The following is a 22,093-nucleotide window of genomic DNA, read 5'->3' as shown; positions in this document are numbered from 1 at the left end:
TCACAGGTTGTACTGCTTGCGTTTGCGATACAGGGTCGAGGCGTCGATGCCGAGGGTTTTCGCCGCTTGATCCAGAGTGCCGGCGGTGGCCAGAACCGCGCCGATGTGCGCTTTCTCCAGCTCGTCCAGGCTCAGCGCCGCGCCGACCCGTGGCGCGTTGTTGGCCGGTTGTTCGGCCATGCCCAGGTGGCTGATTTCCACGCGTTCCTGCGGGCAGATGATGCTCGCTCGCTCGACCACGTTGCGCAGTTCGCGAATGTTGCCCGGCCAGCGATAACCGAGCAGTGCTTCGCGGGCCTCGTCGCTGAAGCCCCGCGCCGGACGCGCGTACTCTTTGACGAAACGTGCGAGGAAGCGATCGGCAAGGGTCAGGATGTCTTCGGCGCGCTCGCGCAATGGCGGCAGATGCAGGGTGATGACGTTGAGACGATAGAGCAGGTCTTCGCGGAAGCGTCCGTCGCGGACCATGTCTTCGAGGTTGAGGTTGGTGGCGGCGAGGATGCGCACATCGGCGCGGCGAGTGACCGGATCGCCGACCCGCTCGTATTCCTTGTCCTGGATGAAGCGCAGCAATTTTGGTTGCAACGTCAGAGGAAAGTCGCCGATCTCGTCGAGAAACAGCGTGCCGCCATCAGCCTGATTAACACGCCCCAAGGTGCTTTCACTGGCACCGGTAAACGCGCCACGACTATGGCCGAACAGTTCGCTTTCCATCAGCTCGGCAGTCAGCGACGGGCAGTTGATAGTGACGCAGGATTTCTTCTCGCGCTTGCTCCAGCCGTGGATCGCACGGGCCAGTTCACCTTTACCCGTGCCGGACTCGCCAAGGATAAGAATGTTGGCGTCGGTGCTTGCGACCTGACGGGCCGTTTCCAGCACGACTTTCATCGCCGGGCTGTGGGAATCAAGACCGTCTTTCGGTTTGCGGATCTCGCCTTCCAGCGCTTCAAGGCGCGCGGAGAGCTGGCGCACTTCCAGTTGCTTGGCGGTGGCCAAGCGCAGTTGATCAGGGCTGCACGGCTTGACCAGATAATCGGCGGCGCCAGCCTGGATGGCATCAACAGCGGTGTCGACCGCCGAATGGGCAGTGACGATCACTACGCGCATCCACGGCGCCTGAATGCGCATCTGTGCAAGAACGTCGAGACCGTTGTCCTCGCCCAGACGCAAATCGAGGAAGCACAGGTCGAAGACCTGACGTTGCAGCAAAGCATCGGCTTGGGCCGCGCTATTGGCGGTGGCTACCGTATAGCCTTCGTCTTCGAGGCAATAACGAAACGTACGCAGGATGGCGGATTCATCGTCCACCAGCAGAATGCGGCCTTGTTGCTCAGTGGCAGATTCCATTTTTCCTACGCTCCATAGTGATTAGTCTTGGGTTAGTCCCGGAAAAATCGGGCAAGTTGCATGGTTGATTCTGAACGATACCAGCCATAGGAGGGTAGCTCTCTACTGCCATAACGGCCAATTCATTGATTTCGTTGAGTTTTAAAACATTCGGCGTTTTGCAGGGCAGATCCTGCGTCCTCTTCTGACATCTGCGTACCGGTAGCAATTCCATATCATCGAAATTTCCCACGAAATAATCGTGCATTGCGCACGACCGCAGAAGAGCCATCGTGCAGGATGCGTCGCAGGAAATTTCCGAAGAGTACGTAACTTATTGTTTTTATTGATAATTTCTGACATCAAAAAACTGGCATGCAGGCTGCAATACCTCACTCAGCCCGGGCAGAACAGCACTGCCCCAACAGAACAAGCGTGAGGAACACAGGATGACTCGCCCAATCGCCGCCCAAGTACGTATTTCGCCACTGCAGATCCAGCAAGGTCTGTTCGGTGTACTGGCGTTGCTGATCACCCTGATCGTCTGCCAGCAGTACATGAGCTGGGAAAACAGCCGTAAACCCGAGCCATTGATTTCGATGCAGCACAGCACTCAGACGCACTTCAGTGCCGTGAGCAGCAGCCAGGCCGAGAACGCTTCGATGCACATGATCGATGTCGACCAGGCGCAACCGCTGGATCAATTGCCACGGGAAGAGCGCTGGGTTTTCTAAGTCAGTGAATACATTCGGGCGCGTAGCGCCGGAAACCGGAAACACCCCTAAATAGAGAAGTAAGGAGAATCACCATGTTGAGCTGGGCAATTACATTCTTGATCATTGCCATCATCGCCGCCGTTCTGGGCTTCGGTGGTATCGCGGGCACCGCCACGGGTATCGCCAAGATTCTCTTTGTCGTGTTCCTGGTGATGTTCATCGCTTCCTTCTTCTTTGGCCGTCGCGGCCGAGGTTAACGATGATCGGTCTCAAGACATTGGCCGCCGCCCTGCTTCTGGGCGGCAGTGCCATGGCCATGGCGGCCAATGATGGCCAGACTCGGGTCAACGAACTGCTCGCCTCCGACGCGCAGTACCGTGAAACCTGGGAAGGCGTGATCAAAAAGGAAGAGCGCGTACCGGAATGGGTGATCAACCTGTCCGGCACTTCCGAGCAACAGATGCACGCCGTTACGGAAGATGGTGATCAGTATCTGGTCGGCCCGCTCTGCGAGAGTCAGGACAAGTGCCTGAATCACCGGTTGATCGTGGCCTTCAGCTTCGACAAGGATGACGCCTACGCCATGCTGGTCGATGTGCCGGAAGGTCTGCCGCAGGACAAGTCGCCGACGCGACACGCGACTTATCGCTTCTTCGGCAAACCTGATCAGGGCATGCAGGATCTGCTGATGGAAACCCTGAAGAAAGATCCGAAGTGGTACTGACGCAGGACGCGCAAAGGTTTCGAACACGAAAGCAGCGCCCCGCTGCTTTCCATTGCGCCGCCCGATGACGGTCGGTGCATGACCAGGGGGCCGGGACGTTCTGACTGATGCAGAGTCGGAGTGACCTACGGGTACAGGGAGTACCTGCGCAAGGGCCGGGTCAGGGTAAAAGCTGCGCCGCAGGTTCGTCGACCCGATGGTCCGACGAATCTGCGCTGGGCTTTGAATCAGCTAAACCATTGATCCAGCGCGCCAATCCCCTTCTTAGAATCGTCGACACTGTGCGGAAAAACATTTCGCGGTGTTTCCTGACGACCGTATATCGACAAAGATCGCGCTCGATTCGTGTGACTCCTAGTCTTTCGATTTGGAGTTTTTCTGGAAATTTCCGCCAATTCCCGCTGTACAAAATTTGACCACCCTAAGCTGTAATGGCCGGTTCACGGCACTTATGCCGGCCGAAATGTCACAATCGAACCGCTTGGGACGCCAGTTTCAATTGAAAAAGCTCATGCCGATTCGGCATAGGGTAGGCGTTTACGGCATTAGACGGCGCCACCTTGCATCGGAATAGTTGCGCCTTTTTTCGCCTGCCGAAGAGCCGTAAACACGCGCTTCGGGGCACCTTATACGGAGGCAGATGCACAGACTTTTCCGCTGATGAGCGTTCCAGTTCCTGCATGTGCCTGAGTCAAACGCAAGTAAGGGTAAAGATAATGAAGAAGGCAAAAATCAGCCTCGCCTGGCAGATCCTCATCGGTCTGGTTCTGGGGATTGCACTGGGTGCGTTGCTCAACCACTTCAGCGCCGAGAAGGCCTGGTGGATCAGCAACGTCCTGCAACCGGCAGGCGATATCTTTATCCGTCTGATCAAGATGATCGTGATCCCGATCGTCATTTCCTCGCTGATCGTCGGCATCGCTGGCGTGGGCGACGCCAAGAAGCTCGGGCGTATCGGCCTGAAGACCATCATCTACTTCGAGATCGTCACCACCATCGCCATCGTCGTCGGCCTGGTGCTGGCCAACGTGTTCCATCCGGGCACCGGCATCGACATGAGCACCCTGGGCACGGTGGACATCTCCAAGTACCAGGCTACCGCCGCCGAAGTGCAGCATGAACATGCGTTCATCGAGACCATCCTCAACCTGATCCCGTCGAACATCTTCGCGGCCATGGCTCGCGGCGAAATGCTGCCGATCATCTTCTTCTCCGTACTGTTCGGTCTCGGCCTGTCGAGCCTGCAGTCGGACCTGCGCGAGCCGCTGGTAAAGATGTTCCAGGGCGTTTCGGAAAGCATGTTCAAAGTCACCCACATGATCATGAACTACGCTCCGATTGGCGTATTCGCACTGATCGCGGTGACCGTCGCCAACTTCGGCTTCGCTTCGCTGTTGCCGCTGGCAAAACTGGTGATCCTGGTTTATGTCGCCATCGCTTTCTTCGCCTTCGTCGTGCTGGGCCTGATCGCCAAGCTGTTCGGCTTCTCCGTGCTCAAGCTGATGCGCATCTTCAAGGATGAGCTGGTGCTGGCCTACTCCACCGCCTCCTCGGAAACCGTGCTGCCACGTGTCATCGAGAAGATGGAAGCCTACGGCGCGCCGAAAGCCATCTGCAGCTTCGTGGTACCGACCGGTTACTCGTTCAACCTCGACGGCTCGACCCTGTACCAGTCGATCGCGGCGATCTTCATTGCCCAGCTGTACGGCATTGACCTGTCGATCAGCCAGCAACTGCTGCTGGTGTTGACGCTGATGGTCACCTCCAAAGGCATCGCCGGCGTACCGGGTGTGTCCTTCGTGGTGCTGCTGGCCACTCTGGGCAGCGTTGGCATCCCGCTCGAAGGCCTGGCGTTCATCGCTGGTGTCGATCGCATCATGGACATGGCGCGTACTGCACTGAACGTGATCGGTAATGCCTTGGCAGTGCTGGTTATCGCGCGCTGGGAAGGCATGTACGACGACGCCAAGGGCGAGCGTTACTGGAATTCCCTGCCGCACTGGCGCAGCAAGGAAAAACTGCCGGCTGGCGAGATTTCCAAGAACTGACACCCCCCTGTAGGAGCTGGCGCAGGCTGCGATCTTTTGATCTTGCTTTTAAAAAACAAAATCAAAAGATCGCAGCCTTCGGCAGCTCCTACAGTAGATTGAGGCCACCCAGTAAATCGGGGGGCGGCAGATCCATACGAACCCCGGAGCAATCCGGGGTTTGTCGTTTCTGGTGACCCCGCTATCATTCGCCGCATTCTTCGGGGGATTTGACTGATGCTTAATGGCCTGTGGCTTGGCTTCTTCATCGTGGCAGCCGTGTCGGCGCTGGCGCAGTGGCTGATCGGCGGCAACGCCGGGATCTTTGCGGCGATGGTGGAAAGCATTTTCGCCATGGCCAAGCTGTCGGTCGAAGTCATGGTGCTGCTGTTCGGCACCCTCACCCTGTGGCTGGGCTTTCTGCGCATCGCCGAAAAGGCCGGGATCGTCGAGTGGCTGGCCAAGGTGCTCGGTCCGCTGTTTCTGCGGCTGATGCCGGAAGTCCCGGCCGGCCACCCTGCCCTTGGCCTGATCACGCTGAACTTCGCCGCCAACGGTCTGGGCCTGGACAACGCCGCCACGCCGATCGGCCTCAAGGCCATGAAAGCGCTGCAGGAGCTGAACCCCAGCGCCACCATCGCCAGCAACGCGCAGATCCTGTTTCTGGTGCTCAACGCCTCGTCGCTGACCCTGCTGCCCGTGACCATCTTCATGTACCGCGCCCAGCAAGGCGCGCCGGATCCGACGCTGGTGTTCCTGCCGATTCTGCTGGCGACCAGTTGCTCGACCATCGTCGGCTTCCTCTCCGTTGCCTTCATGCAACGCCTGCGCATCTGGGACCCGGTGGTGCTCGCCTATCTGGTGCCCGGCGCGCTGATCCTCGGCGGCTTCATGGCCCTGCTTGGGACGCTTTCTGCGACAGCACTGGCGGGATTGTCGTCGATCCTCGGCAATCTCACGCTGTTCGGCTTGATCATGCTGTTCTTGCTGATCGGCGCGCTGCGCAAGGTCAAGGTGTACGAGGCGTTCGTCGAAGGCGCGAAAGAGGGCTTCGATGTGGCGAAGAACCTCTTGCCGTATCTGGTGGCGATGCTCTGTGCGGTTGGCGTGTTGCGCGCCTCTGGTGCGCTGGATTTCGGCCTGGACGGTATTCGTCATCTGGTCGAGTGGGCCGGCTGGGACACGCGCTTCGTCGATGCGCTGCCGACGGCGATGGTCAAACCGTTCTCCGGCAGCGCCGCGCGGGCGATGCTCATCGAGACCATGCAGACTTCCGGCGTCGACAGCTTCCCGGCGCTGGTCGCGGCGACGGTGCAGGGCAGTACCGAAACCACGTTCTATGTGCTGGCGGTGTACTTCGGCGCGGTGGGGATTCAGCGCGCACGGCATGCGGTGGGGTGTGCGTTGCTGGCGGAGTTTGCTGGTGTGGTGGGCGCTATCGGGGTCTGCTACTGGTTCTTCGGCTAACCACAAATCCACTGTGGGAGCGAGCCTGCTCGCGAAGGCGTCGTGTCAGCCACATCAATGTGAATGACACTCCGCATTCGCGAGCAGGCTCGCTCCCACAGGGGTTGTGTCGGGCTTAAGGTTTTGGGGGGGCGAGCTTTTGGCCTTGGTCGACGGCCCACGCGACGACCTTGGCCGTAAGGCGATCACTGGCCTGGCCAAACCCGGCGACCACCGCTGGCACCTGCACATCATTCAGCGCCTGGCGCTCTTCAAAGCGGCGACTGGCCAGAATTCGCTGGTCATAGCCACGCACCAGCAACGCATCGACCCGCACCACGACGCCGGCCTGGGTGCCCTGATATTCGGTCTGGAAGGCCTGCAAACTGCCGCCCAGTTCAAGATCCGCCTGGAAGTTGCTGTCGTCGGTGCTCAGCAGCGTCACCCGACCATCACGCTGGAATCCATCGAGCAAGCGATTGCGCAGCAGTACCGGCGCCGGATCGCTCCAGCGCGAGCCCTTGTAGCTGCTGATCACATCGCCCTGCGGAATCACGGCAATGCTCGGCCGGTTCAGTGCTTCGCTGGCCTGCAATTTATTCAAGCGCAGCGACCACGACTGCGCCGCCGCCGGGCTGGCCGAGGCGGGCGCTTGCGCGGCGGGCAGGCGGTAGACATCCGAAGGTTCCGACTGGGGCAAGATCGAGCACGCGCCGATCAGGGTCAGGCCAGCGCCGAGCAGGGCGATTCGAGTCAGTTTCATGGGGTGAATTCCTTGTTCTTGTCGCTGCCCAGCAGGTAGCCGCTGGGGTTGGCCTCAAGGCGCTGGGAAATCGCGCGCAGCGAGGTCAGCGTCTCGCGCAGTTCGCGAATCGCCGGGGCCAGGCCGTTGAGGCCCTGCATGCCGTTATCCAGCGAATTCTGGTTTTTGCTGAGCAAGCCGTTGATGGTCACGCTGCTTTGCTCCAGCGACTTCATCGCCTGTTCGGCACTGCCAAGGGCCTGTTTGCCCTGATCGTTGAGCAGGCCGTTAGCGTTGCGCATCAGCAGTGAGGTCTGCTCGAGCATGCTGCCGGCCTGTTTGCCGACGGTCGCCAGTTGCTGCATGGCTTGTTTGATGTCGCCGCGCTGGTCGTTGATGGTGCCGGTGGTCTGTTCCAGATGGGCGAGGGTCTTGCTCACGCGCTCGACGTTTTCCGCGGAGAACATGTGGTTGGCGTTCTGCAGCAGGGCGCTGATGCCGGTCATCAAATCGCTGCTGTCGTTGAGCAGACGCGAAATAGGCGAGGGCGAGGCGACCAGCGTTGGCAGCTTGCCGTCATGCCCGCGCAATTTCGGGCTCTCTGGCGTACCACCGCTGAGCTGGATGATCGACGTGCCAGTAATGCCGGTCAGTGCCAGCTTGGCCTGGGTGTCTTCCTTGACCGGCGTGTCGCCCGCCAGACGAATCCGCGCCAGCACCCGGCGCGGGTCCTGCGGGTCAAGGCGCAGGCTGACCACGTCACCGACCTTGATCCCGCTGTACTGCACCGAGCTGCCCTTGGACAGACCGCTGACCGCCTCGTTGAACACCACTTCGTAATCCTTGAACTCGGTGTCGACGCTGGACTTTGCCAGAAACAGGCCGAAGAGCAGGGCGCCGGCCACGACGATCACCGTGAACAGGCCGATCAACACATGATGGGCTCGGGTTTCCATATCAGACCTCGTTGAGCAGTTTGGCGGCGTCCAGCGCCGAGCGGCCGCGCGGGCCGTGGAAGTATTCGTGAATCCACGCGTCGGCGGTTTCCGAGACGACGTCGATAGGGCCGGCAACCAGCACTTTCTTCTGCGCCAGCACCGCCACGCGATCGGTGATGGTGTACAGCGTGTCGAGGTCGTGGGTGACCAGAAACACACTCAGACCCAACGCGTCACGCAGGGTCAGGATCAACTGATCGAACTGCGCCGCGCCAATCGGATCAAGGCCGGCGGTGGGTTCGTCGAGAAACAGAATGTCCGGATCCAGCGCCAAGGCCCGCGCCAGCGCCGCGCGCTTGATCATGCCGCCGGACAGCGACGCCGGGTATTTGTCCGCCGCCGACAACGGCAGCCCGGCCAGCGCCAGTTTCACCGCCGCCAGATGCTCGGCGTCGTGACGGCTGAGGCCGGCGTGTTCGATCAGGGGCAGGGCGACGTTCTCGGTCACGGTCAGCGACGAGAACAGCGCGCCCTTCTGGAACAACACACCAAAGCGCCTTTCGATCAGCGAGCGCTCATGCTCGGGCAGATTCGGCAGGTTCTGGCCGAAGACCTTGACCATGCCCTCGCTGGGCCGATTCAGCCCGACAATGCTGCGCAGCAGCACCGATTTGCCGGTACCGGAGCCACCCACCACGGCGAGGATCTCGCCCTTGTACACGTCCAGATCAAGGTTCTCGTGCACGCTCTGCGGGCCGAAGCGATTGCACAGGCCACGGACTTCGATCACCGCCTCCGAGGGCGCGCGGGGTAGACGACTCACCAGCCCATCTCCATGAAAAACAGCGCGGCCACCGCATCAAGCACGATCACCACGAAAATCGACTGCACCACGCTGGAGGTGGTGTGCGCGCCGACCGATTCGGCGCTGCCGCTGACCTTGAAGCCTTCCAGGCAACCGATCGCCGCGATCAGGAAGGCGAAGATCGGCGCCTTCACCAGCCCGACCAGAAAATGCTGAATGCCGATGTCCGATTGCAGCAGCGAGAGGAACATCGCCGGCGAGATGTCCAGCGACACCGCACAAACCACACCGCCGCCGACGATCCCCGAGAGCATCGCCAGAAACGTCAGCATCGGCAGCGCCACCAGCAGCGCCAGCACACGCGGCACCACCAGCAATTCGATCGGGTCGAGGCCAAGGGTGCGGATCGCGTCGATTTCTTCGTTGGCCTTCATCGAGCCGATCTGCGCGGTGAATGCACTGGCGGTGCGCCCGGCCATCAGGATCGCCGTGAGCAACACGCCGAATTCGCGCAGGAACGAGAAGCCGACCAGGTCCACGGTGAAAATCGTCGCGCCGAAACTGGCCAGCACCGTGGCGCCAAGAAACGCCACCACCGCACCGACCAGAAACGTCAGCAAGGCCACGATCGGCGCAGCGTCGAGGCCGGTCTGCTCGATGTGCGCGATCATCGGCGTGATCCGCCAGCGCTTGGGCCGCAACAGACCACGGGCGATGACTTCGAGAATCAGGCCGACGAAGCCGAGCAGTTGCAGCGTGTCGGTCCAGACCTTGTCCACCGCGCGGCCGATGCGCGTCAGCAGTTGCACGCTGACGCTGACTTCCGGCTCCTTGATCGGCACGCAGAAATCACTCAGCGAGCAGTACACGGTTTGCAGCAAGGCGCGGTCGGCAGTTGAAAGGGTGCAATCGGGGTGTTCGGCGGTTTTGCCCAAGCGCTCGGAACCGAGCAGCTCGACCAGCAACGAGGCGCCGGCGGTGTCCAGGGCTCCGAGGCCGTTCAGATCGATGGAAGTGTTGGCGTCGTACTGGCCGCGGAGCTTTTCGCTCAGATGCTTGAGCGCGGTGTAGTGGGCGAGCGTCCAGTCGCCGCTGACCCGCAGACGGGCAGGGCTGAGCGCGGTGTCCAGGTGGGCACTGCCGGGGGTTGGGCTGCTGGTCATAAGCTCCGTGCTTGTACGGCCGTTACGAGATCCTACGTAATAGCACGAACCGGATTACTTTTCTTTGGCCGGTGTGCTGTCGGTAATTGCGAAACGCAGCACGCCGATCAACTGGCCATCCTCGGTCAGCACCCGCACCTGCCACTTGCCCGCCGGGTTGCCGGGGAAATTCTGTTTGTGCGTCCACGCCCGGTAGCCTTCCTTGCGCCCGCCATGGATGTCGAGGGCGATGCGGTCGACCTCTTTGCCGTTGAAGGTCCACACGTGATAAATCCGCTCGTCGAGACCGCGCGGCGCGTTGATCGCAGTGTAGGCGTAGAGTCCGCCGCTGCGGATCTGCTCGGCACTGACGGTGTCGAGGCTGGCGCCGGGGGTGCGATCCTGCAACTGCGTGCTGATCGCTACGTCGGTCATCCACAGCGTTGCCGGCGGCACCCACGAACGCAGCGCCCAACCGACGCCGCCGATGCCGAAGGTAATGAACAGAATCGCCAGGGCATTGCGCACCGTGCGGATCGGGAAGATCGACGCCAGGCTCGGGAACGACAGCAGCACGGCAATCCCCAGCGCCCATTTGAAACTCTGCGCAGTGGTCAGGTGCATGATCACCGGCAACGCAGTGAGCAGGGCGGCGAACAGGGTCAGGGTGTGCAGCGCGAGAAACGCCCAGCGCCGTGGCGCCAGCCATTTGTAGTACAGCGGATCGACGATAGAGATCAGTGCGGCAACGCTGAGCAGTCCCGTAAAGACAAACTGGCCGCTGTTCCACGTGGTGGTGATGAAGAAGAATGGCAGAACGAAAAACAGGCTTTCCTGATGGATCATCTGCGTCGCGTAGCGCAGCAGCGGCTGGGGAATCTCGCGCTTGAAGATCCGTGTGAACAACCCGGTCAGGGTGTTTTCCAGCATCAGCCAGATCCAGCTGAGCAGCATGATCACCGTGATCCAGCTGGCCAGGCCCTGTTGGCGATCGACGAGGATGAAACTGCCGACCCCGGAAATGAAACCACCCGCCGCGATCAACCCGGGGTAGCGCTTCATCAGCTCGAGAAGGCGCTGGATAAGGAGGGTCAGTTTTGGCATTTTGGCGGTTCACGACGATATGGGGAAAATCCCGGAAAGGTTAACGCCGCATGCCCCCTGTGGCGAGGGGATTTATCCCCGATCGGCGGCGCCGCCGTCGTAGATCCTGCAAGCGAATTTTGTCTGGATATACCGAGCTGCCCTTATTGGGGCTGCTGCGCAGCCCATCGGCGACAAATCCCCACGCCACAAGTGCTCACTCACCACAGGATTAATGGCTTCCAGCAATTTTGTGGCGGCGATACACACGCCAGCCGATCAACATCAGCAGCACCAGACCGACCCCGCCTGCAGCCAGCCACAACACCTGATCATCACTGATCAACGGCTTCTCGATCCGGATATACCCCGGCTGCAGCAACAGTTCGCGCATCGCCTTGTTCGCCGCTTCCAGCGTCACCCCTTGCAGCTCGCGCGCGGGATTGGCAAAGCGGCCATCCTGATAGTCGGCCAGCGCGCTCCAGTAATAGTCCGCCAGTGCGCTGTTGCCTTGTACGGCCCAAGCTTGATGGGCGATGGCGGCTTGTTTGATGCGGGCGAAGGTGCTCGGGTCGAGGCCGTTTTGCAGCAGGTCGGCCTTGAGGTCTTCAAGCACCTGGATGGCTTCGTCGACGTCATCGCGATCCAGGTCAGCGTTGAGGCTCATGAAGCCGACACCGCCGAACACTTCGCGCTCGGCCCACGGCCCGTACGACAAGCCATGGTTGAGGCGAATCTGCCGGTACAGCGCCCAGTCGAGGTAATCCTTGAGAATGTCGAACGTCTGATCGTACTGATCGTCGAGCACCGGTTCCGGCACCAGCCAGTGCAGCTTGGCGCTGTCGCCGATAAAGCCACGGGTGAGGGTGCGTTCATGGGCGGCGCTGGTGCGGATGTCCGGCAGCGCCCGATGCTCGCTCGGCTCGACCGGCTCCAGCTCACCCCAGGTACGCTCCAGATAGGCCGGCAGCAGTTTGTCGAGTTCGCCGACGACGATCAGGGTCATGTTGTTCGGCGCATACCAGGCCTTGCGCACCTTCTCCAATTGCTCCTGGGTCAGATGGCCGACCTCGGCGCGCTGCGGGCATTTCAGTCCCAGCTCGACAGCCAGTTGATTGCTCGCGGTATGACCGAGGTCCTGACGGTCGAGGAAACGTTGCAGCCTGGTGTAATGCCCGCCGTCCTCACGCTCGACCACTCGTTTCGCCGCGTTGATTGCGTTGTCGTCGATGCGTGTCTGGGTCAGCAGCGCGAGCAGCAGGTCGAGCACCTTGCGCTGGTTTTTTGCCGGGGCCTCGATGACGAACGTGGTGTCGGCATTGCTGGTGAACGCATTCCAGTCCCCGCCCAGCGCCTGCATGCGTTCTTCCAGGCCGCCTTCGCCAGTGGCGTCGATACCGCTGAACAGCAAGTGTTCGAGCAAATGCGGCAGCTCTTTTTCGTCGCAGTCGAAGTCATCGAGGCCGACGCCGACCACCAGCCGGATCGCCACATGCCCACGCTCGGTGCCGGGTTTGAGCATCAGCTGTAAACCATTGGGCAGCGCATAGCCTTCGACCTGAAACCGATCCAGGGCAAAAGCGGGCAGGGAACCGAGCAACAGACAGGCGAACAACAGGCAACGCATAACAGGCTTCCATACGGCTGATTTGGAGATCCGTGTCGTCAGTCAGGGCCCCATCGCTGGCAAGCCAGCTCCCACAAGGATCTGCGGCGCTTACAAAACCCTGTGGGAGCTGGCTTGCCAGCGATGACGGTCTCAAGGCTGAACCACTGTAACTGACTGGCCCCAGCCCCAGACGTTCAAGGCGAATGCGTAATGTCGGCCATGTCATCCACCGCCAGCGCGCCGGTGTCCGCCGTTTCCAGCACCACATAGGCGCTGCTGCAGAACAAAGAATTGAGCCGTTTCATGTCGGCGATCAACTCCAGATGCAGCGAGCTGGTCTCCAGGCTCTGAACGATCTTGCGTTGCAAACGGCTGACATGCGCATGGGCCAGACGCCGTTCCTGCGCACGAAAGCGGCGTTTCTCCCGTAACAACTGCCGCGCGCTTTCGCGGTCGCCGCTGAGAAACACCGACAGGCCCAGGCGCAGGTTGGCGATCAGTTGCTGTTGCAGCCCGGCAAGATCTTCCAGGCCTTCTTCGGAAAACGAACGGCGCTGCGAGGTCTTCTGCTGCTGGATCTTGCGCAGCATTCGCTCGATCAGGTCGGCGGCGAGTTTCAGGTTGATCGCCAGTTCGATGATCTCGGCCCAGCGCCGACTGTCGTGCTCGCCGAGATCCTCGCGGGGCATCTGCGCCAGATACAGCTTGATCGCGCTGTACAGCGCCTCGACGTCATCGGTCAGTCGGCGCATCTCCTGCGTGACGGCGGTCTGCTTGCCGCGCAGCACATCGAGGGAGGCGTCGAGCATGTTGTCGAGCAGATCGCCCATGCGCAGGGTTTCCCGCGCGGCATTGGCCAGCGCCAGGCTCGGCGTGACCAGCGCGGTCGGGTCGAGATGGCGTGGTTTGGCGGCGCCGTTGACCTCCGGCCGCTCTGGCAGCAGCCACGCACAAAGCCGCGCCATCGGCCCGACGCTCGGCAGCAGGATCAGGCAGCGCGCGGTGTTGTAGAGCAGGTGGAAGCCGATGACCATTTCCTGCGGGCTGAAATCGAGGCTGTCGATCCAGTGCACCAGCGGGTCGAGTACCGGGATGATCAGCAGCAGGCCGATCAGTTTGTACAGCAGACTGCCCAGCGCAACCTGGCGGCCGGCAGCGTTCTGCATGCTGGTGCTCATGAAGGCGAGAACGCCACTGCCGATGTTGGCGCCGATCACCAGACCGATCGCCACCGGCAAGCTGATCACCGCAGCCCCGGCCAGCGTGGCGGTGAGCAGCACGGCGGCGAGGCTGGAGTAGGAAATCATCGCGAACAGGGCGCCAATTAGGGCGTCGAGGAGGATGTCGCCGGTCAGCGAGGCGAAAATCACCTTCACCCCCTGCGCATGAGTAATCGGCGCAGCGGCCTCGACGATCAATTGCAGGGCGAGAATGATCAGCCCCAGCCCGATCGACACCCGGCCCATTTGCCCGAGCCGCGTCTGTTTGCGCGACAGAAAGAAAATCACCCCGAGGAAAATCAGCAGCGGCGATAGCCACGACAGATCGAGGGTCAGCACCCGCGCCATCAACGCGGTACCGACATCGGCGCCCAGCATGGTCGCCAGCGCCGGGGTCAGCGCCATCAAACCCTGACCGACAAACGAAGTGACCAGCATCGCCGTGGCGTTGCTGCTCTGCACCATGGCGGTGACGAGAATACCGGCGATGAACGCCAGCCATCTCTTCGACATGTTCTGGCCGATGACATGTCGCAGATTGGTGCCATAAACCCGCAGGATGCCGGTTCGGACGATGTGCGTGCCCCAGATCAACAGGGCGACGGCGGACAACAGATTGAGCAGGGTGAGCATGCAGACCCCCTGTAGTAGCAGCGCCCCAGAGGGGCAAGTGGAAGGCACCGCGCGGTTTCTACGTTCTTGATACTTAAGCTGTAGTTGGCTAACGGCCTCGGCGCCAGCATTGCACAGCTAAAGCGTGGATTGAAACAAAAGTGTCATGAAAAGCGCTTCATACACTCCCTTTAAATCAACGCCGTCTCCTGTGGGAGCTGGCTTGCCAGCGATGGCGTCAGCACAACCAACATTGATGTCGCCTGACACTCCGCTATCGCTGGCAAGCCAGCTCCCACAAGGTCCGCAGTGACTGAATGTTGCACAAACAAATGTGGGAGCGAGCCTGCTCGCGAAAGCGGTGGGCCAGCCAACATTGTTGTCGACTGGCACTCCGTCTTCGCGAGCAGGCCCGCTCCCACAGGGGTGTAGCGTGCTGCCGGGACTACCGGGTTACTGGCCCGGCACATCCTTGCGCAGTTTCACCGGATCCTGCTGTTTCTTTTTCCGGGCCATCGCGCCGCGCAGTTTGATGTTGATCGCTTCCACCGCCAGCGAGAACGCCATGGCGAAGTAGACGTAGCCTTTTGGCACGTGCACGTCGAACGATTCGGCGATCAGCACGGTACCGACCACCAGCAGGAACGACAGCGCGAGCATTTTCAGCGACGGGTGCTTGTCGATGAATTCGCTGATCTTGCCCGACGCCAGCATCATCACCAGCACTGCCACGACGATCGCCGCGACCATGACCGGGACGTGGGAAACCATGCCGACGGCAGTGATCACCGAGTCCAGCGAGAAGACGATATCGATGATCGCGATCTGGATGATGGTGTAGAGGAAGTTGCCGCCCTTGCCCGATGGCGCGTCGTCGCTTTCATCTTCACCTTCCAGCGCGTGGTACATCTCCTGCGAACTCTTCCACAACAGGAACAGGCCACCGAAGAACAGGATCAGGTCGCGGCCGGAGATGCCCTGGCCGAACACTTCGAACAGGTCGGCAGTGAGGCGCATGACCCAGGTAATCGACAGCAGTAACAGGATCCGCGTGACCATGGCCAGGCCAAGACCGAAGATCCGTGTGCGCTGCTGCATGTGTTTCGGCATGCGGCTGACCAGGATCGAAATCATGATGATGTTATCGATACCGAGGACGATTTCCAGGGCGGTCAGGGTAAAAAAGGCAACCCAGATTTCGGGGTTGGTCAGCCAATCCATGTGTATTCCTTTGAGCGAGTGTTAAACCGAAAAAGGTCCGGGCTTCAAACCGCGAAGCCGGGACCCGTAACGGTGAGTCTTGGGCTTATAGAGTGCTGAACAGCGGGAAAGTCCCCAACAGCAGTGCAGCAATCAGAATGCAGATGCACACCAGGATCGCCCATTTCAGGGTGAAACGCTGGTGATCACCGAAATCGATGCCGGCCAGCGCCACCAACAGATAGGTCGACGGCACCAACGGGCTCAGCAAGTGGACGGGCTGGCCGACGATCGAGGCACGGGCCATTTCCACCGCAGTGATCCCATAGTGGCTGGCCGCTTCGGTCAGCACCGGCAATACACCGTAATAGAACGCATCGTTGGACATGAAGAAGGTGAAGGGCATGCTCACCAGCGCCGTAATCACCGCCAGGTACGGGCCGAGGAATTCCGGGATCACCGCCAACAGGCTCTTCGACATCGCATCGACCATGCCGGTGCCCGACAGGATACCGGTGAAGATACCGGCCGCAAAGATCAGCCCGACCACTGCCAGCACGCTGCCGGAATGCGCGGCGACGCGATCCTTCTGCATTTGCAGGCATGGGTAGTTGACGATCATCGCAATACTGAACGCCACCATGAACAGCACCGGCAGCGGCAACAGGCCGCCGATCAGCGTGCACATCAGGCCGAAAGTCAGTGCGGCATTGAACCAGATCAGCTTCGGACGGCGTGCGTCGGGGAATTGCGAGACGCTGATTTCACTGTGATCGATCTCGTCGCCAACCAGGTGCAGCTCGCCGAGGCGGGCACGTTCACGCTTGCCGTAGAAGTAGGCAATCACCAGGATCGCCAAGACACCGGCGGCCATGGCCGGGATCATCGGTACGAAAATGTCCGAAGGATCCACATGCAGGGCACTCGCCGCGCGGGCGGTCGGGCCGCCCCACGGGGTCATGTTCATTACGCCACCGGCGAGGATGATCAGACCGGCCATGATTCGCGGGCTCATGCCGATGCGGCTGTACAGCGGCAGCATCGCAGCCACGCAGATCATGTAAGTGGTCGCGCCGTCACCATCGAGGGAAACGACGAGCGCCAGAACGGCGGTACCGACCGAAACTTTCAACGGGTCGCCCTTGACCAGTTTGAGGATCTTGCGCACGGCCGGGTCGAACAGACCGGAGTCGATCATCAGGGCGAAATACAGAATGGCGAACATCAACATCACGCCGGTCGGCGCCAGTTTGGTGATGCCTTCAAGCATCATCGGGCCGATCTTCGGCGCGAAACCACCGAACAGGGCGAACAGGATCGGGATGATGATCAGGGCGATCAGCGCGGACAGGCGCTTGGTCATGATCAGGAACATGAACGTGATGACCATGGCGAAGCCAAGGAAAGTCAGCATGGGAATACTCCAGGCGTAGCGCGGCTAGTTGAATGAGCGGATCGGGCGGGATCAGCGCAGAACGGGAGGCGCGAGGCGTACGGGCGGAGTGACCAGCAGGAAGCGAGAGAAACGGCGGGTTGCAGAAGACATCAGAATCACCATTGTTGTTGTTAATTGGGCCGGGCCTGTGGAAAAAACACAGGGCTTGGGCCAACCGGTCTGTTGCCGGGAGTGGGGCGATCCTAATCGGGGAAGCTTTCAGCTACCTTTCGCGACCGAAAGCGATGAATGAATGGTCAACCGGCGGTCGGATGCAGCGACAGCCAATGAATACGGGCCAAGAAGCGATGCGAGGGAACGGACAGACAACGCTGGCTGGCAGTCTGGACATATTCGTTATCAGTTCAGCGTCAGCATCTGGTTAAAAAATCGACAGGTCCAGCGGCCGCACCGCGCCCATCCAGATCGCGTGTTCGGTGTGGTCGAGCAGGTCGTTGCCAGTGTCCGGATGCAGGAACACCACCAACCCCTTGCGGTTAAGCGCCAGCCACGGCAGCACCTCGCCGATCAGCTCGGGACCGAAAGCCAGTTGGCAGCTCCAGTCGGGGTGCGGCCCCACCGGGCGTTCGTGCACGCGGCCCATTTTCAGCGCAAACAACTGCGCGGCCTGCTCGCACAAGGCCCGCGCCTGGTCGATGCTTTGTGCGTCGAAATAGACATGGGCGTGATAACCCTTGATCCCTTGCATCGTGTCGCCTCTCAATCGGTTCGAACCCTTGGCTGTTTACACCGTCACAGGTCATATAGGACAACAATAAGGAAAACAGCCATGAAAAATGCCGAGACCCCAGTGGTCAAAGTGGTGCTTTATGGTGCCATGGCCAGCCTGGGCGGTGCATTGATGGCTGAATTGCTGCGTCGCCAACACGAAGTCATCGCCATTCTCGACGATCTCACCGCACTCGCGCCGCGTCCGGGGTTGCGCACCAAGACCGGCGATCTATTCGATGCCGAGCGGGTCAATCAGAGCGTCGCCGGCAGTTCGGCGGTGATCTGCCTGCTGGACGCGCCGGGGCTGCCGTTCAGCAGCGACCACGTTGAGCGCTCGGTGACGCTCGGCCCGGTGGAGCAGGTGCTGGCAGTCGACGCCTTGGTCGAAGGTTTGCAACTGGCCAGCGTGCCGCGCCTGTTTCTGGTCGGCAACTTCGGTGTGCTCGACGAGCCTGACAATGACGAGCGCCTGCAACGTCACGCTGCCGAAGAAATCCTCGAGGCGGTACAAAGCAGCTCACTGCGCTGGACCTTGGTCAATGCGCCCCATGGAGTGGCCGGATTGACCATCGAGCACTTCAGTCAGGTCGGCGGCAATCTCGAACCGGGATTGGCCGAACCGCTGGAACGCTTGAACCGTGTCGCGGTGGGGATTGCCGATGAACTGCGGTTGAACCTGCATGTGGGGCAGCATGTGAATTTTGTGGCGGCTTCTGATTCGTAAAAGATCGGACGATCTTTTGCTCTTCACACCGCAATCGAGGGCAGGGCCAGACCGTTAAGCGATTCGGCACTGCTGGCCTGTTCCGCCATCAACCAATCAACAAATTCTTGAATCAACAAACCTCGACGTTTGCGTTGCGGTAACACCACGTAATACCCCAGCCGCGACAGCGTGGTTTCCGCCAGCGGTCGGCACAGCAAACCCTGCACCAGCAAGTTATCCACAAGGTGGCGCCAACCGATTGCCACGCCTTGCCCGCCGATCGCCGCTTGGATCAATAACGTGTAATTGTCGAAGCGCAGCTGCCCCGGCGCCGGCGGCGTGGTCAGGCCAAGTTGACGGAACAGCCCGCTCCAGTCGAACCAGTTGCTGCTGTTTTCACCACGCAGATGCAGCAGCGGCAATTCCAGCAGGGCCTGCGCGGGCAACGGCAATGAACGCTCCTTGAGCAGCAGCGGGCTGCACACCGGGAACACTTCTTCGCTGAACAGCCAGTGGCTCTCACCCTGCTTGAATCGACCATCGCCAAACAGGATCGCCACGTCGATGTCGGTGCGCAGCATGTTGTGGTTGCGCTCGCTGGTGACCAGGCTGACATCGATATGCGGATTGGCCTCATGGAAGCGATGCAGGCGCGGCATCAACCAATAAGCGGCAAAAGCGAAATCCGTGGCCACTTGCAGCACCTCATGTTGCTGCTGAGTGCTGATTGCGCTTAATCCTGCGTCGATATTCTGCAAACCGAGGGCAACTTGCTGGAAAAGCAGGCTGCCCACCTCAGTCAATTCGATGCCCCGGTAGATCCGATCGAACAGGCGCGTACCGAGCTGCTCTTCCAGACGTTTCATTTGCTGGCTGATCGCCGGCTGCGTGGTGCCAAGCTCCACCGCAGCAGCGGTAAAACTGCGATGGCGGGCCGCCGCTTCAAAAGCGCGCAGCAGATCGAGGGAAAGGTCACCGAGGGCGTCATACATAAGCTGTACTTATCCTAGTCATTGTCCGGCGCGGGCTTTACCGGAACAGGCATGGAATCCATGCTCGATCGCAGCACTCTCGCATAAATATTCAACATGGAATGCCGCGATCACATGAAGCGCAAGAACATTCTTTTCATCATGGCCGATCAAATGGCCGCGCCAATGTTGCCGTTCTACGGCCCATCGCCGATCAAACTGCCGAATCTGTCCCGCCTCGCCGCCCAAGGCGTGGTGTTCGATGCTGCTTACTGCAACAGCCCGCTGTGCGCGCCGTCGCGCTTCACCCTGGTCAGTGGCCAGTTGCCGAGCAAGATCGGCGCCTACGACAACGCGGCCGATTTCCCCGCCGACATTCCAACTTACGCGCATTACCTGCGGCGTCTCGGCTACCGCACCGCGCTGTCGGGCAAGATGCATTTCTGCGGGCCGGACCAGTTGCACGGTTATGAAGAACGCCTGACCAGCGATATCTACCCGGCCGATTACGGTTGGGCGGTGAACTGGGACGAGCCGGACGTGCGGCCGAGCTGGTATCACAACATGTCTTCGGTACTGCAGGCCGGGCCGTGCGTGCGCACCAATCAGCTGGATTTCGACGAAGAGGTGGTGTTCAAGGCGCAGCAATATCTGTTCGATCACATCCGCGAGGACGGCGACCAGCCTTTCTGCCTGACTGTGTCGATGACCCACCCGCACGACCCGTACACGATTCCCAAGACTTTCTGGGATCTGTATGACGATGCTGATATTCCGTTGCCTACAGCCTTGAACCAGGACGAACTCGATCCGCACTCGCAACGTCTGCTCAAGGTTTACGACCTGTGGGACAAGCCGCTGCCTGTGGATAAGATCCGCGATGCCCGTCGCGCCTACTTCGGTGCTTGCAGCTATATTGACGCCAATGTCGGCAAACTGCTGCAAACCCTTGAGGAAACCGGGCTGATCGACGACACCGTCGTCGTCTTCTCCGGTGACCATGGCGACATGCTCGGCGAGAAGGGCCTCTGGTACAAAATGCACTGGTTCGAGATGGCCGCGCGAGTGCCGCTGCTGATCAGCGCACCGGGACAATTCGAGGCGGGCCGGGTCAGCGCCGCCGTATCCACCGCCGACCTGCTGCCGACCTTCGTGGATCTGGCCGGTGGCACGCTTGAGCCGGGCCTGCCACTGGACGGCCGTTCCTTGCTGCCGCACCTGCAAGGGCAGGGCGGGCATGACGAGGTGTTCGGCGAATACATGGCCGAAGGCACTGTGAGCCCGCTGATGATGATCCGCCGGGGCGCCTACAAATTTATCTACAGCGAAAGCGACCCATGCCTACTCTTCGATGTGGATAACGATCCGCGCGAAGAAGAAGAGCTGAGCCAATCGCCGCAACATCGTCCGCTGTTCGAAGACTTTCTCGCCGAAGCGCGGGCCAAGTGGGACATTCCGGCAATCCATCGGGACGTGCTGGCCAGCCAGCGCCGACGCCGTTTCGTCGCCGATGCGTTAACCATCGGCAAGCTGAAGAGCTGGGACCACCAGCCGCTGGTCGATGCCAGTCAGCAGTACATGCGCAACCACATCGACCTTGATGATCTGGAGCGCAAGGCCCGTTATCCACAACCCTGCCAAAACCAATAACGTTAAGGGGAAGTCCATGCGCAAGTTATCCACAGCTGTCACCGTTGGCCTGATCGCATTGAGCAGCGCCTCGGCCTTCGCCGAGCAAAGCTGCGAAACCGTGAAGATGGCCGATCCGGGCTGGAGCGACATCGCCGCAACCAATGCCATCACCGGGTTTCTGCTGGACGGCATGGGCTATAAGGCGAAAGTCGACACCCTTGCGGTGCCGATCACCTTCGGCGGCTTGAAGGATGGCCAGGTTGACGTGTTCCTCGGCAACTGGATGCCGGCGCAGCAGGGCTTCTATGACAAGTTCGTCGCCACCGGTGATGTGACGCAATTGGCCAAGAACCTGGAAGGCACCGAATTCACCCTCGCCGTCCCCGACTATGTCTGGGAGGCGGGTGTGCATGATTTTGCCGACCTGAACAAATTCGCCGACAAGTTCGACAAGAAGATCTACGGCATCGGCTCAGGCGCGCCGGCGAACATTTCGCTGCAGGAGATCATCAAGAAGAACGACTTCAACATGGGCCAGTGGAAGCTGATCGAGTCCAGCGAACAGGCGATGCTCGCCGAAGTGTCGCGGGCGGTGAAGAAACAGAAATTCGTCACCTTCCTCGGCTGGACCCCGCACCCGATGAACGTGCAGTTGAAAATGCGTTACCTGAAGGGCGGCGAAAAATACTTCGGCGACACCGGCAGCGTATTCACACTGACCCGTAAGGGCTACGCCGAGGCCTGCCCGAATGTGGGTAAATTGCTGACCAATCTGGCGTTCACCCAGGACATGGAAAACAGCATCATGGCCGAGGTGGTGAACAAGAAGATCAGCAATGCCGAAGCGGCGAAGGCATGGATCAAGGCCAATCCGGCGGTGCTGGACAAGTGGCTGGATGGGGTGAAAACGGTGGATGGCAAGGATGCGTTGGTGGCGGTGAAGGCCAAGCTTTGATCTCAGGGTTGCTGGGATAGCATTCGGCTGGAGATTTTTTCCCCCTCACCCCAGCCCTCTCCCCCAAGGGGG

20 protein-coding genes are annotated in these 22,093 nt (G+C 60.5%); 8 read left to right on the top strand and 12 right to left on the bottom strand.

Annotation, left to right across the window (positions count from 1 at the left end):
- Window positions 1-1,347 carry a sigma-54-dependent response regulator transcription factor AlgB gene (algB, locus tag AC0Z5Z_RS03180; protein ID WP_024014980.1) on the bottom strand — a complete coding sequence of 449 codons (1,347 nt, stop codon included), beginning with the start codon at window positions 1,345-1,347 and terminating at the stop codon, window positions 1-3.
- Window positions 1,348-1,775: 428 nt separating this feature from the next.
- Here algB and AC0Z5Z_RS03175 point away from each other — a divergent pair, with 428 nt between their 5' ends.
- From AC0Z5Z_RS03175 to AC0Z5Z_RS03155, 5 genes are all read left to right on the top strand, one after another.
- Window positions 1,776-2,060, top strand: a complete 285-nt coding sequence (locus AC0Z5Z_RS03175; RefSeq protein WP_024014979.1) for a hypothetical protein — start codon at window positions 1,776-1,778, stop codon at window positions 2,058-2,060.
- A 74-nt stretch (window positions 2,061-2,134) separates the two neighbouring features.
- Window positions 2,135-2,299, top strand: a complete 165-nt coding sequence (locus AC0Z5Z_RS03170; RefSeq protein ID WP_003177151.1) for a DUF1328 domain-containing protein — start codon at window positions 2,135-2,137, stop codon at window positions 2,297-2,299.
- A 2-nt stretch (window positions 2,300-2,301) separates the two neighbouring features.
- Window positions 2,302-2,766: an inhibitor of vertebrate lysozyme family protein gene (locus tag AC0Z5Z_RS03165; protein WP_016772356.1), complete on the top strand. Its 465-nt coding sequence runs from the start codon at window positions 2,302-2,304 to the stop codon at window positions 2,764-2,766.
- Between the two features lie 716 nt (window positions 2,767-3,482).
- Window positions 3,483-4,814 (top strand): glutamate/aspartate:proton symporter GltP, encoded by a 1,332-nt coding sequence (gltP, locus tag AC0Z5Z_RS03160; RefSeq protein WP_039757150.1) that lies wholly within the window; start codon window positions 3,483-3,485, stop codon window positions 4,812-4,814.
- 216 nt (window positions 4,815-5,030) lie between these two features.
- Entirely contained in the window at window positions 5,031-6,260 is a 1,230-nt protein-coding gene (locus AC0Z5Z_RS03155) for a nucleoside recognition domain-containing protein (RefSeq protein WP_041476489.1), read from the top strand.
- A 115-nt stretch (window positions 6,261-6,375) separates the two neighbouring features.
- Here AC0Z5Z_RS03155 and AC0Z5Z_RS03150 read toward each other — a convergent pair whose 3' ends face one another.
- The 10 genes from AC0Z5Z_RS03150 to AC0Z5Z_RS03105 form a co-directional block, all read right to left on the bottom strand.
- Window positions 6,376-7,002 (bottom strand): ABC-type transport auxiliary lipoprotein family protein, encoded by a 627-nt coding sequence (locus tag AC0Z5Z_RS03150; RefSeq protein WP_485610685.1) that lies wholly within the window; start codon window positions 7,000-7,002, stop codon window positions 6,376-6,378.
- A complete protein-coding gene (locus tag AC0Z5Z_RS03145) occupies window positions 6,999-7,937 on the bottom strand; it encodes an MlaD family protein (RefSeq protein ID WP_016772359.1) in 939 nt (312 codons plus the stop codon). Before AC0Z5Z_RS03145 ends, AC0Z5Z_RS03150 begins: the two co-directional genes overlap by 4 nt.
- 1 nt (window position 7,938) lies before the next feature.
- On the bottom strand, window positions 7,939-8,742 hold the full coding sequence (locus AC0Z5Z_RS03140) for an ABC transporter ATP-binding protein (protein WP_071173945.1): 804 nt from the start codon (window positions 8,740-8,742) through the stop codon (window positions 7,939-7,941).
- A complete protein-coding gene (locus AC0Z5Z_RS03135) occupies window positions 8,739-9,887 on the bottom strand; it encodes an ABC transporter permease (RefSeq protein WP_076564805.1) in 1,149 nt (382 codons plus the stop codon). The genes AC0Z5Z_RS03140 and AC0Z5Z_RS03135 overlap by 4 nt, the downstream gene beginning before the upstream one ends.
- A 54-nt stretch (window positions 9,888-9,941) precedes the next feature.
- The gene (locus tag AC0Z5Z_RS03130) at window positions 9,942-10,970 is read right to left on the bottom strand and encodes a DUF5924 family protein (RefSeq protein ID WP_041476494.1); all 1,029 of its coding nucleotides are present in this window, start codon (window positions 10,968-10,970) and stop codon (window positions 9,942-9,944) included.
- A gap of 211 nt (window positions 10,971-11,181) precedes the next feature.
- The gene (locus AC0Z5Z_RS03125; protein ID WP_252882932.1) at window positions 11,182-12,576 is read right to left on the bottom strand and encodes a M16 family metallopeptidase; all 1,395 of its coding nucleotides are present in this window, start codon (window positions 12,574-12,576) and stop codon (window positions 11,182-11,184) included.
- A gap of 176 nt (window positions 12,577-12,752) precedes the next feature.
- A complete protein-coding gene (locus AC0Z5Z_RS03120; RefSeq protein WP_485610684.1) occupies window positions 12,753-14,411 on the bottom strand; it encodes a Na/Pi cotransporter family protein in 1,659 nt (552 codons plus the stop codon).
- A 432-nt stretch (window positions 14,412-14,843) separates the two neighbouring features.
- Window positions 14,844-15,611 (bottom strand): TerC family protein, encoded by a 768-nt coding sequence (locus AC0Z5Z_RS03115; RefSeq protein WP_056791183.1) that lies wholly within the window; start codon window positions 15,609-15,611, stop codon window positions 14,844-14,846.
- Window positions 15,612-15,696: 85 nt separating this feature from the next.
- The gene (locus tag AC0Z5Z_RS03110; RefSeq protein WP_056791180.1) at window positions 15,697-17,004 is read right to left on the bottom strand and encodes a CitMHS family transporter; all 1,308 of its coding nucleotides are present in this window, start codon (window positions 17,002-17,004) and stop codon (window positions 15,697-15,699) included.
- A 403-nt stretch (window positions 17,005-17,407) separates the two neighbouring features.
- On the bottom strand, window positions 17,408-17,734 hold the full coding sequence (locus tag AC0Z5Z_RS03105; protein ID WP_252877181.1) for a DOPA 4,5-dioxygenase family protein: 327 nt from the start codon (window positions 17,732-17,734) through the stop codon (window positions 17,408-17,410).
- Between the two features lie 81 nt (window positions 17,735-17,815).
- Here AC0Z5Z_RS03105 and AC0Z5Z_RS03100 point away from each other — a divergent pair, with 81 nt between their 5' ends.
- Window positions 17,816-18,481, top strand: coding sequence for an NAD(P)-dependent oxidoreductase (locus tag AC0Z5Z_RS03100; RefSeq protein WP_041476500.1), 666 nt, complete (start codon window positions 17,816-17,818; stop codon window positions 18,479-18,481).
- Window positions 18,482-18,504: 23 nt separating this feature from the next.
- On the opposite strand, the gene AC0Z5Z_RS03095 is transcribed toward AC0Z5Z_RS03100, so the two are convergent.
- Window positions 18,505-19,455, bottom strand: coding sequence for a choline sulfate utilization transcriptional regulator (locus AC0Z5Z_RS03095; RefSeq protein WP_252877180.1), 951 nt, complete (start codon window positions 19,453-19,455; stop codon window positions 18,505-18,507).
- Between the two features lie 114 nt (window positions 19,456-19,569).
- Here AC0Z5Z_RS03095 and betC point away from each other — a divergent pair, with 114 nt between their 5' ends.
- Together betC and choX are read left to right on the top strand one after the other, a co-directional pair.
- Window positions 19,570-21,084 carry a choline-sulfatase gene (gene betC / locus AC0Z5Z_RS03090; protein WP_485610683.1) on the top strand — a complete coding sequence of 505 codons (1,515 nt, stop codon included), beginning with the start codon at window positions 19,570-19,572 and terminating at the stop codon, window positions 21,082-21,084.
- A 16-nt stretch (window positions 21,085-21,100) separates the two neighbouring features.
- Window positions 21,101-22,021, top strand: a complete 921-nt coding sequence (gene choX, locus AC0Z5Z_RS03085) for a choline ABC transporter substrate-binding protein (RefSeq protein ID WP_041476503.1) — start codon at window positions 21,101-21,103, stop codon at window positions 22,019-22,021.
- Window positions 22,022-22,093: the final 72 nt, after the last annotated feature.

This window comes from Pseudomonas sp. 1L-E-NC-VB-C3 (genome assembly GCF_057291535.1).
Note: the sequence above shows the minus strand (reverse complement) of the source record. Positions and strands in the feature narration are given on the sequence as shown.

Coding starts and splice junctions, on each gene's coding strand:
- AC0Z5Z_RS03155 (WP_041476489.1), top strand. CDS start 5,031: ATGCTTAATGGCCTGTGGCTTGGCTTCTTCATCGTGGCAGCCGTGTCG.
- AC0Z5Z_RS03170 (WP_003177151.1), top strand. CDS start 2,135: ATGTTGAGCTGGGCAATTACATTCTTGATCATTGCCATCATCGCCGCC.
- AC0Z5Z_RS03135 (WP_076564805.1), bottom strand. CDS start 9,887: ATGACCAGCAGCCCAACCCCCGGCAGTGCCCACCTGGACACCGCGCTC.
- AC0Z5Z_RS03125 (WP_252882932.1), bottom strand. CDS start 12,576: ATGCGTTGCCTGTTGTTCGCCTGTCTGTTGCTCGGTTCCCTGCCCGCT.
- AC0Z5Z_RS03110 (WP_056791180.1), bottom strand. CDS start 17,004: ATGCTGACTTTCCTTGGCTTCGCCATGGTCATCACGTTCATGTTCCTG.
- gltP (WP_039757150.1), top strand. CDS start 3,483: ATGAAGAAGGCAAAAATCAGCCTCGCCTGGCAGATCCTCATCGGTCTG.
- AC0Z5Z_RS03100 (WP_041476500.1), top strand. CDS start 17,816: ATGAAAAATGCCGAGACCCCAGTGGTCAAAGTGGTGCTTTATGGTGCC.
- AC0Z5Z_RS03175 (WP_024014979.1), top strand. CDS start 1,776: ATGACTCGCCCAATCGCCGCCCAAGTACGTATTTCGCCACTGCAGATC.
- AC0Z5Z_RS03105 (WP_252877181.1), bottom strand. CDS start 17,734: ATGCAAGGGATCAAGGGTTATCACGCCCATGTCTATTTCGACGCACAA.
- AC0Z5Z_RS03150 (WP_485610685.1), bottom strand. CDS start 7,002: ATGAAACTGACTCGAATCGCCCTGCTCGGCGCTGGCCTGACCCTGATC.
- AC0Z5Z_RS03130 (WP_041476494.1), bottom strand. CDS start 10,970: ATGCCAAAACTGACCCTCCTTATCCAGCGCCTTCTCGAGCTGATGAAG.
- AC0Z5Z_RS03145 (WP_016772359.1), bottom strand. CDS start 7,937: ATGGAAACCCGAGCCCATCATGTGTTGATCGGCCTGTTCACGGTGATC.
- AC0Z5Z_RS03115 (WP_056791183.1), bottom strand. CDS start 15,611: ATGGATTGGCTGACCAACCCCGAAATCTGGGTTGCCTTTTTTACCCTG.
- choX (WP_041476503.1), top strand. CDS start 21,101: ATGCGCAAGTTATCCACAGCTGTCACCGTTGGCCTGATCGCATTGAGC.
- algB (WP_024014980.1), bottom strand. CDS start 1,347: ATGGAATCTGCCACTGAGCAACAAGGCCGCATTCTGCTGGTGGACGAT.
- betC (WP_485610683.1), top strand. CDS start 19,570: ATGAAGCGCAAGAACATTCTTTTCATCATGGCCGATCAAATGGCCGCG.
- AC0Z5Z_RS03120 (WP_485610684.1), bottom strand. CDS start 14,411: ATGCTCACCCTGCTCAATCTGTTGTCCGCCGTCGCCCTGTTGATCTGG.
- AC0Z5Z_RS03165 (WP_016772356.1), top strand. CDS start 2,302: ATGATCGGTCTCAAGACATTGGCCGCCGCCCTGCTTCTGGGCGGCAGT.
- AC0Z5Z_RS03095 (WP_252877180.1), bottom strand. CDS start 19,455: ATGTATGACGCCCTCGGTGACCTTTCCCTCGATCTGCTGCGCGCTTTT.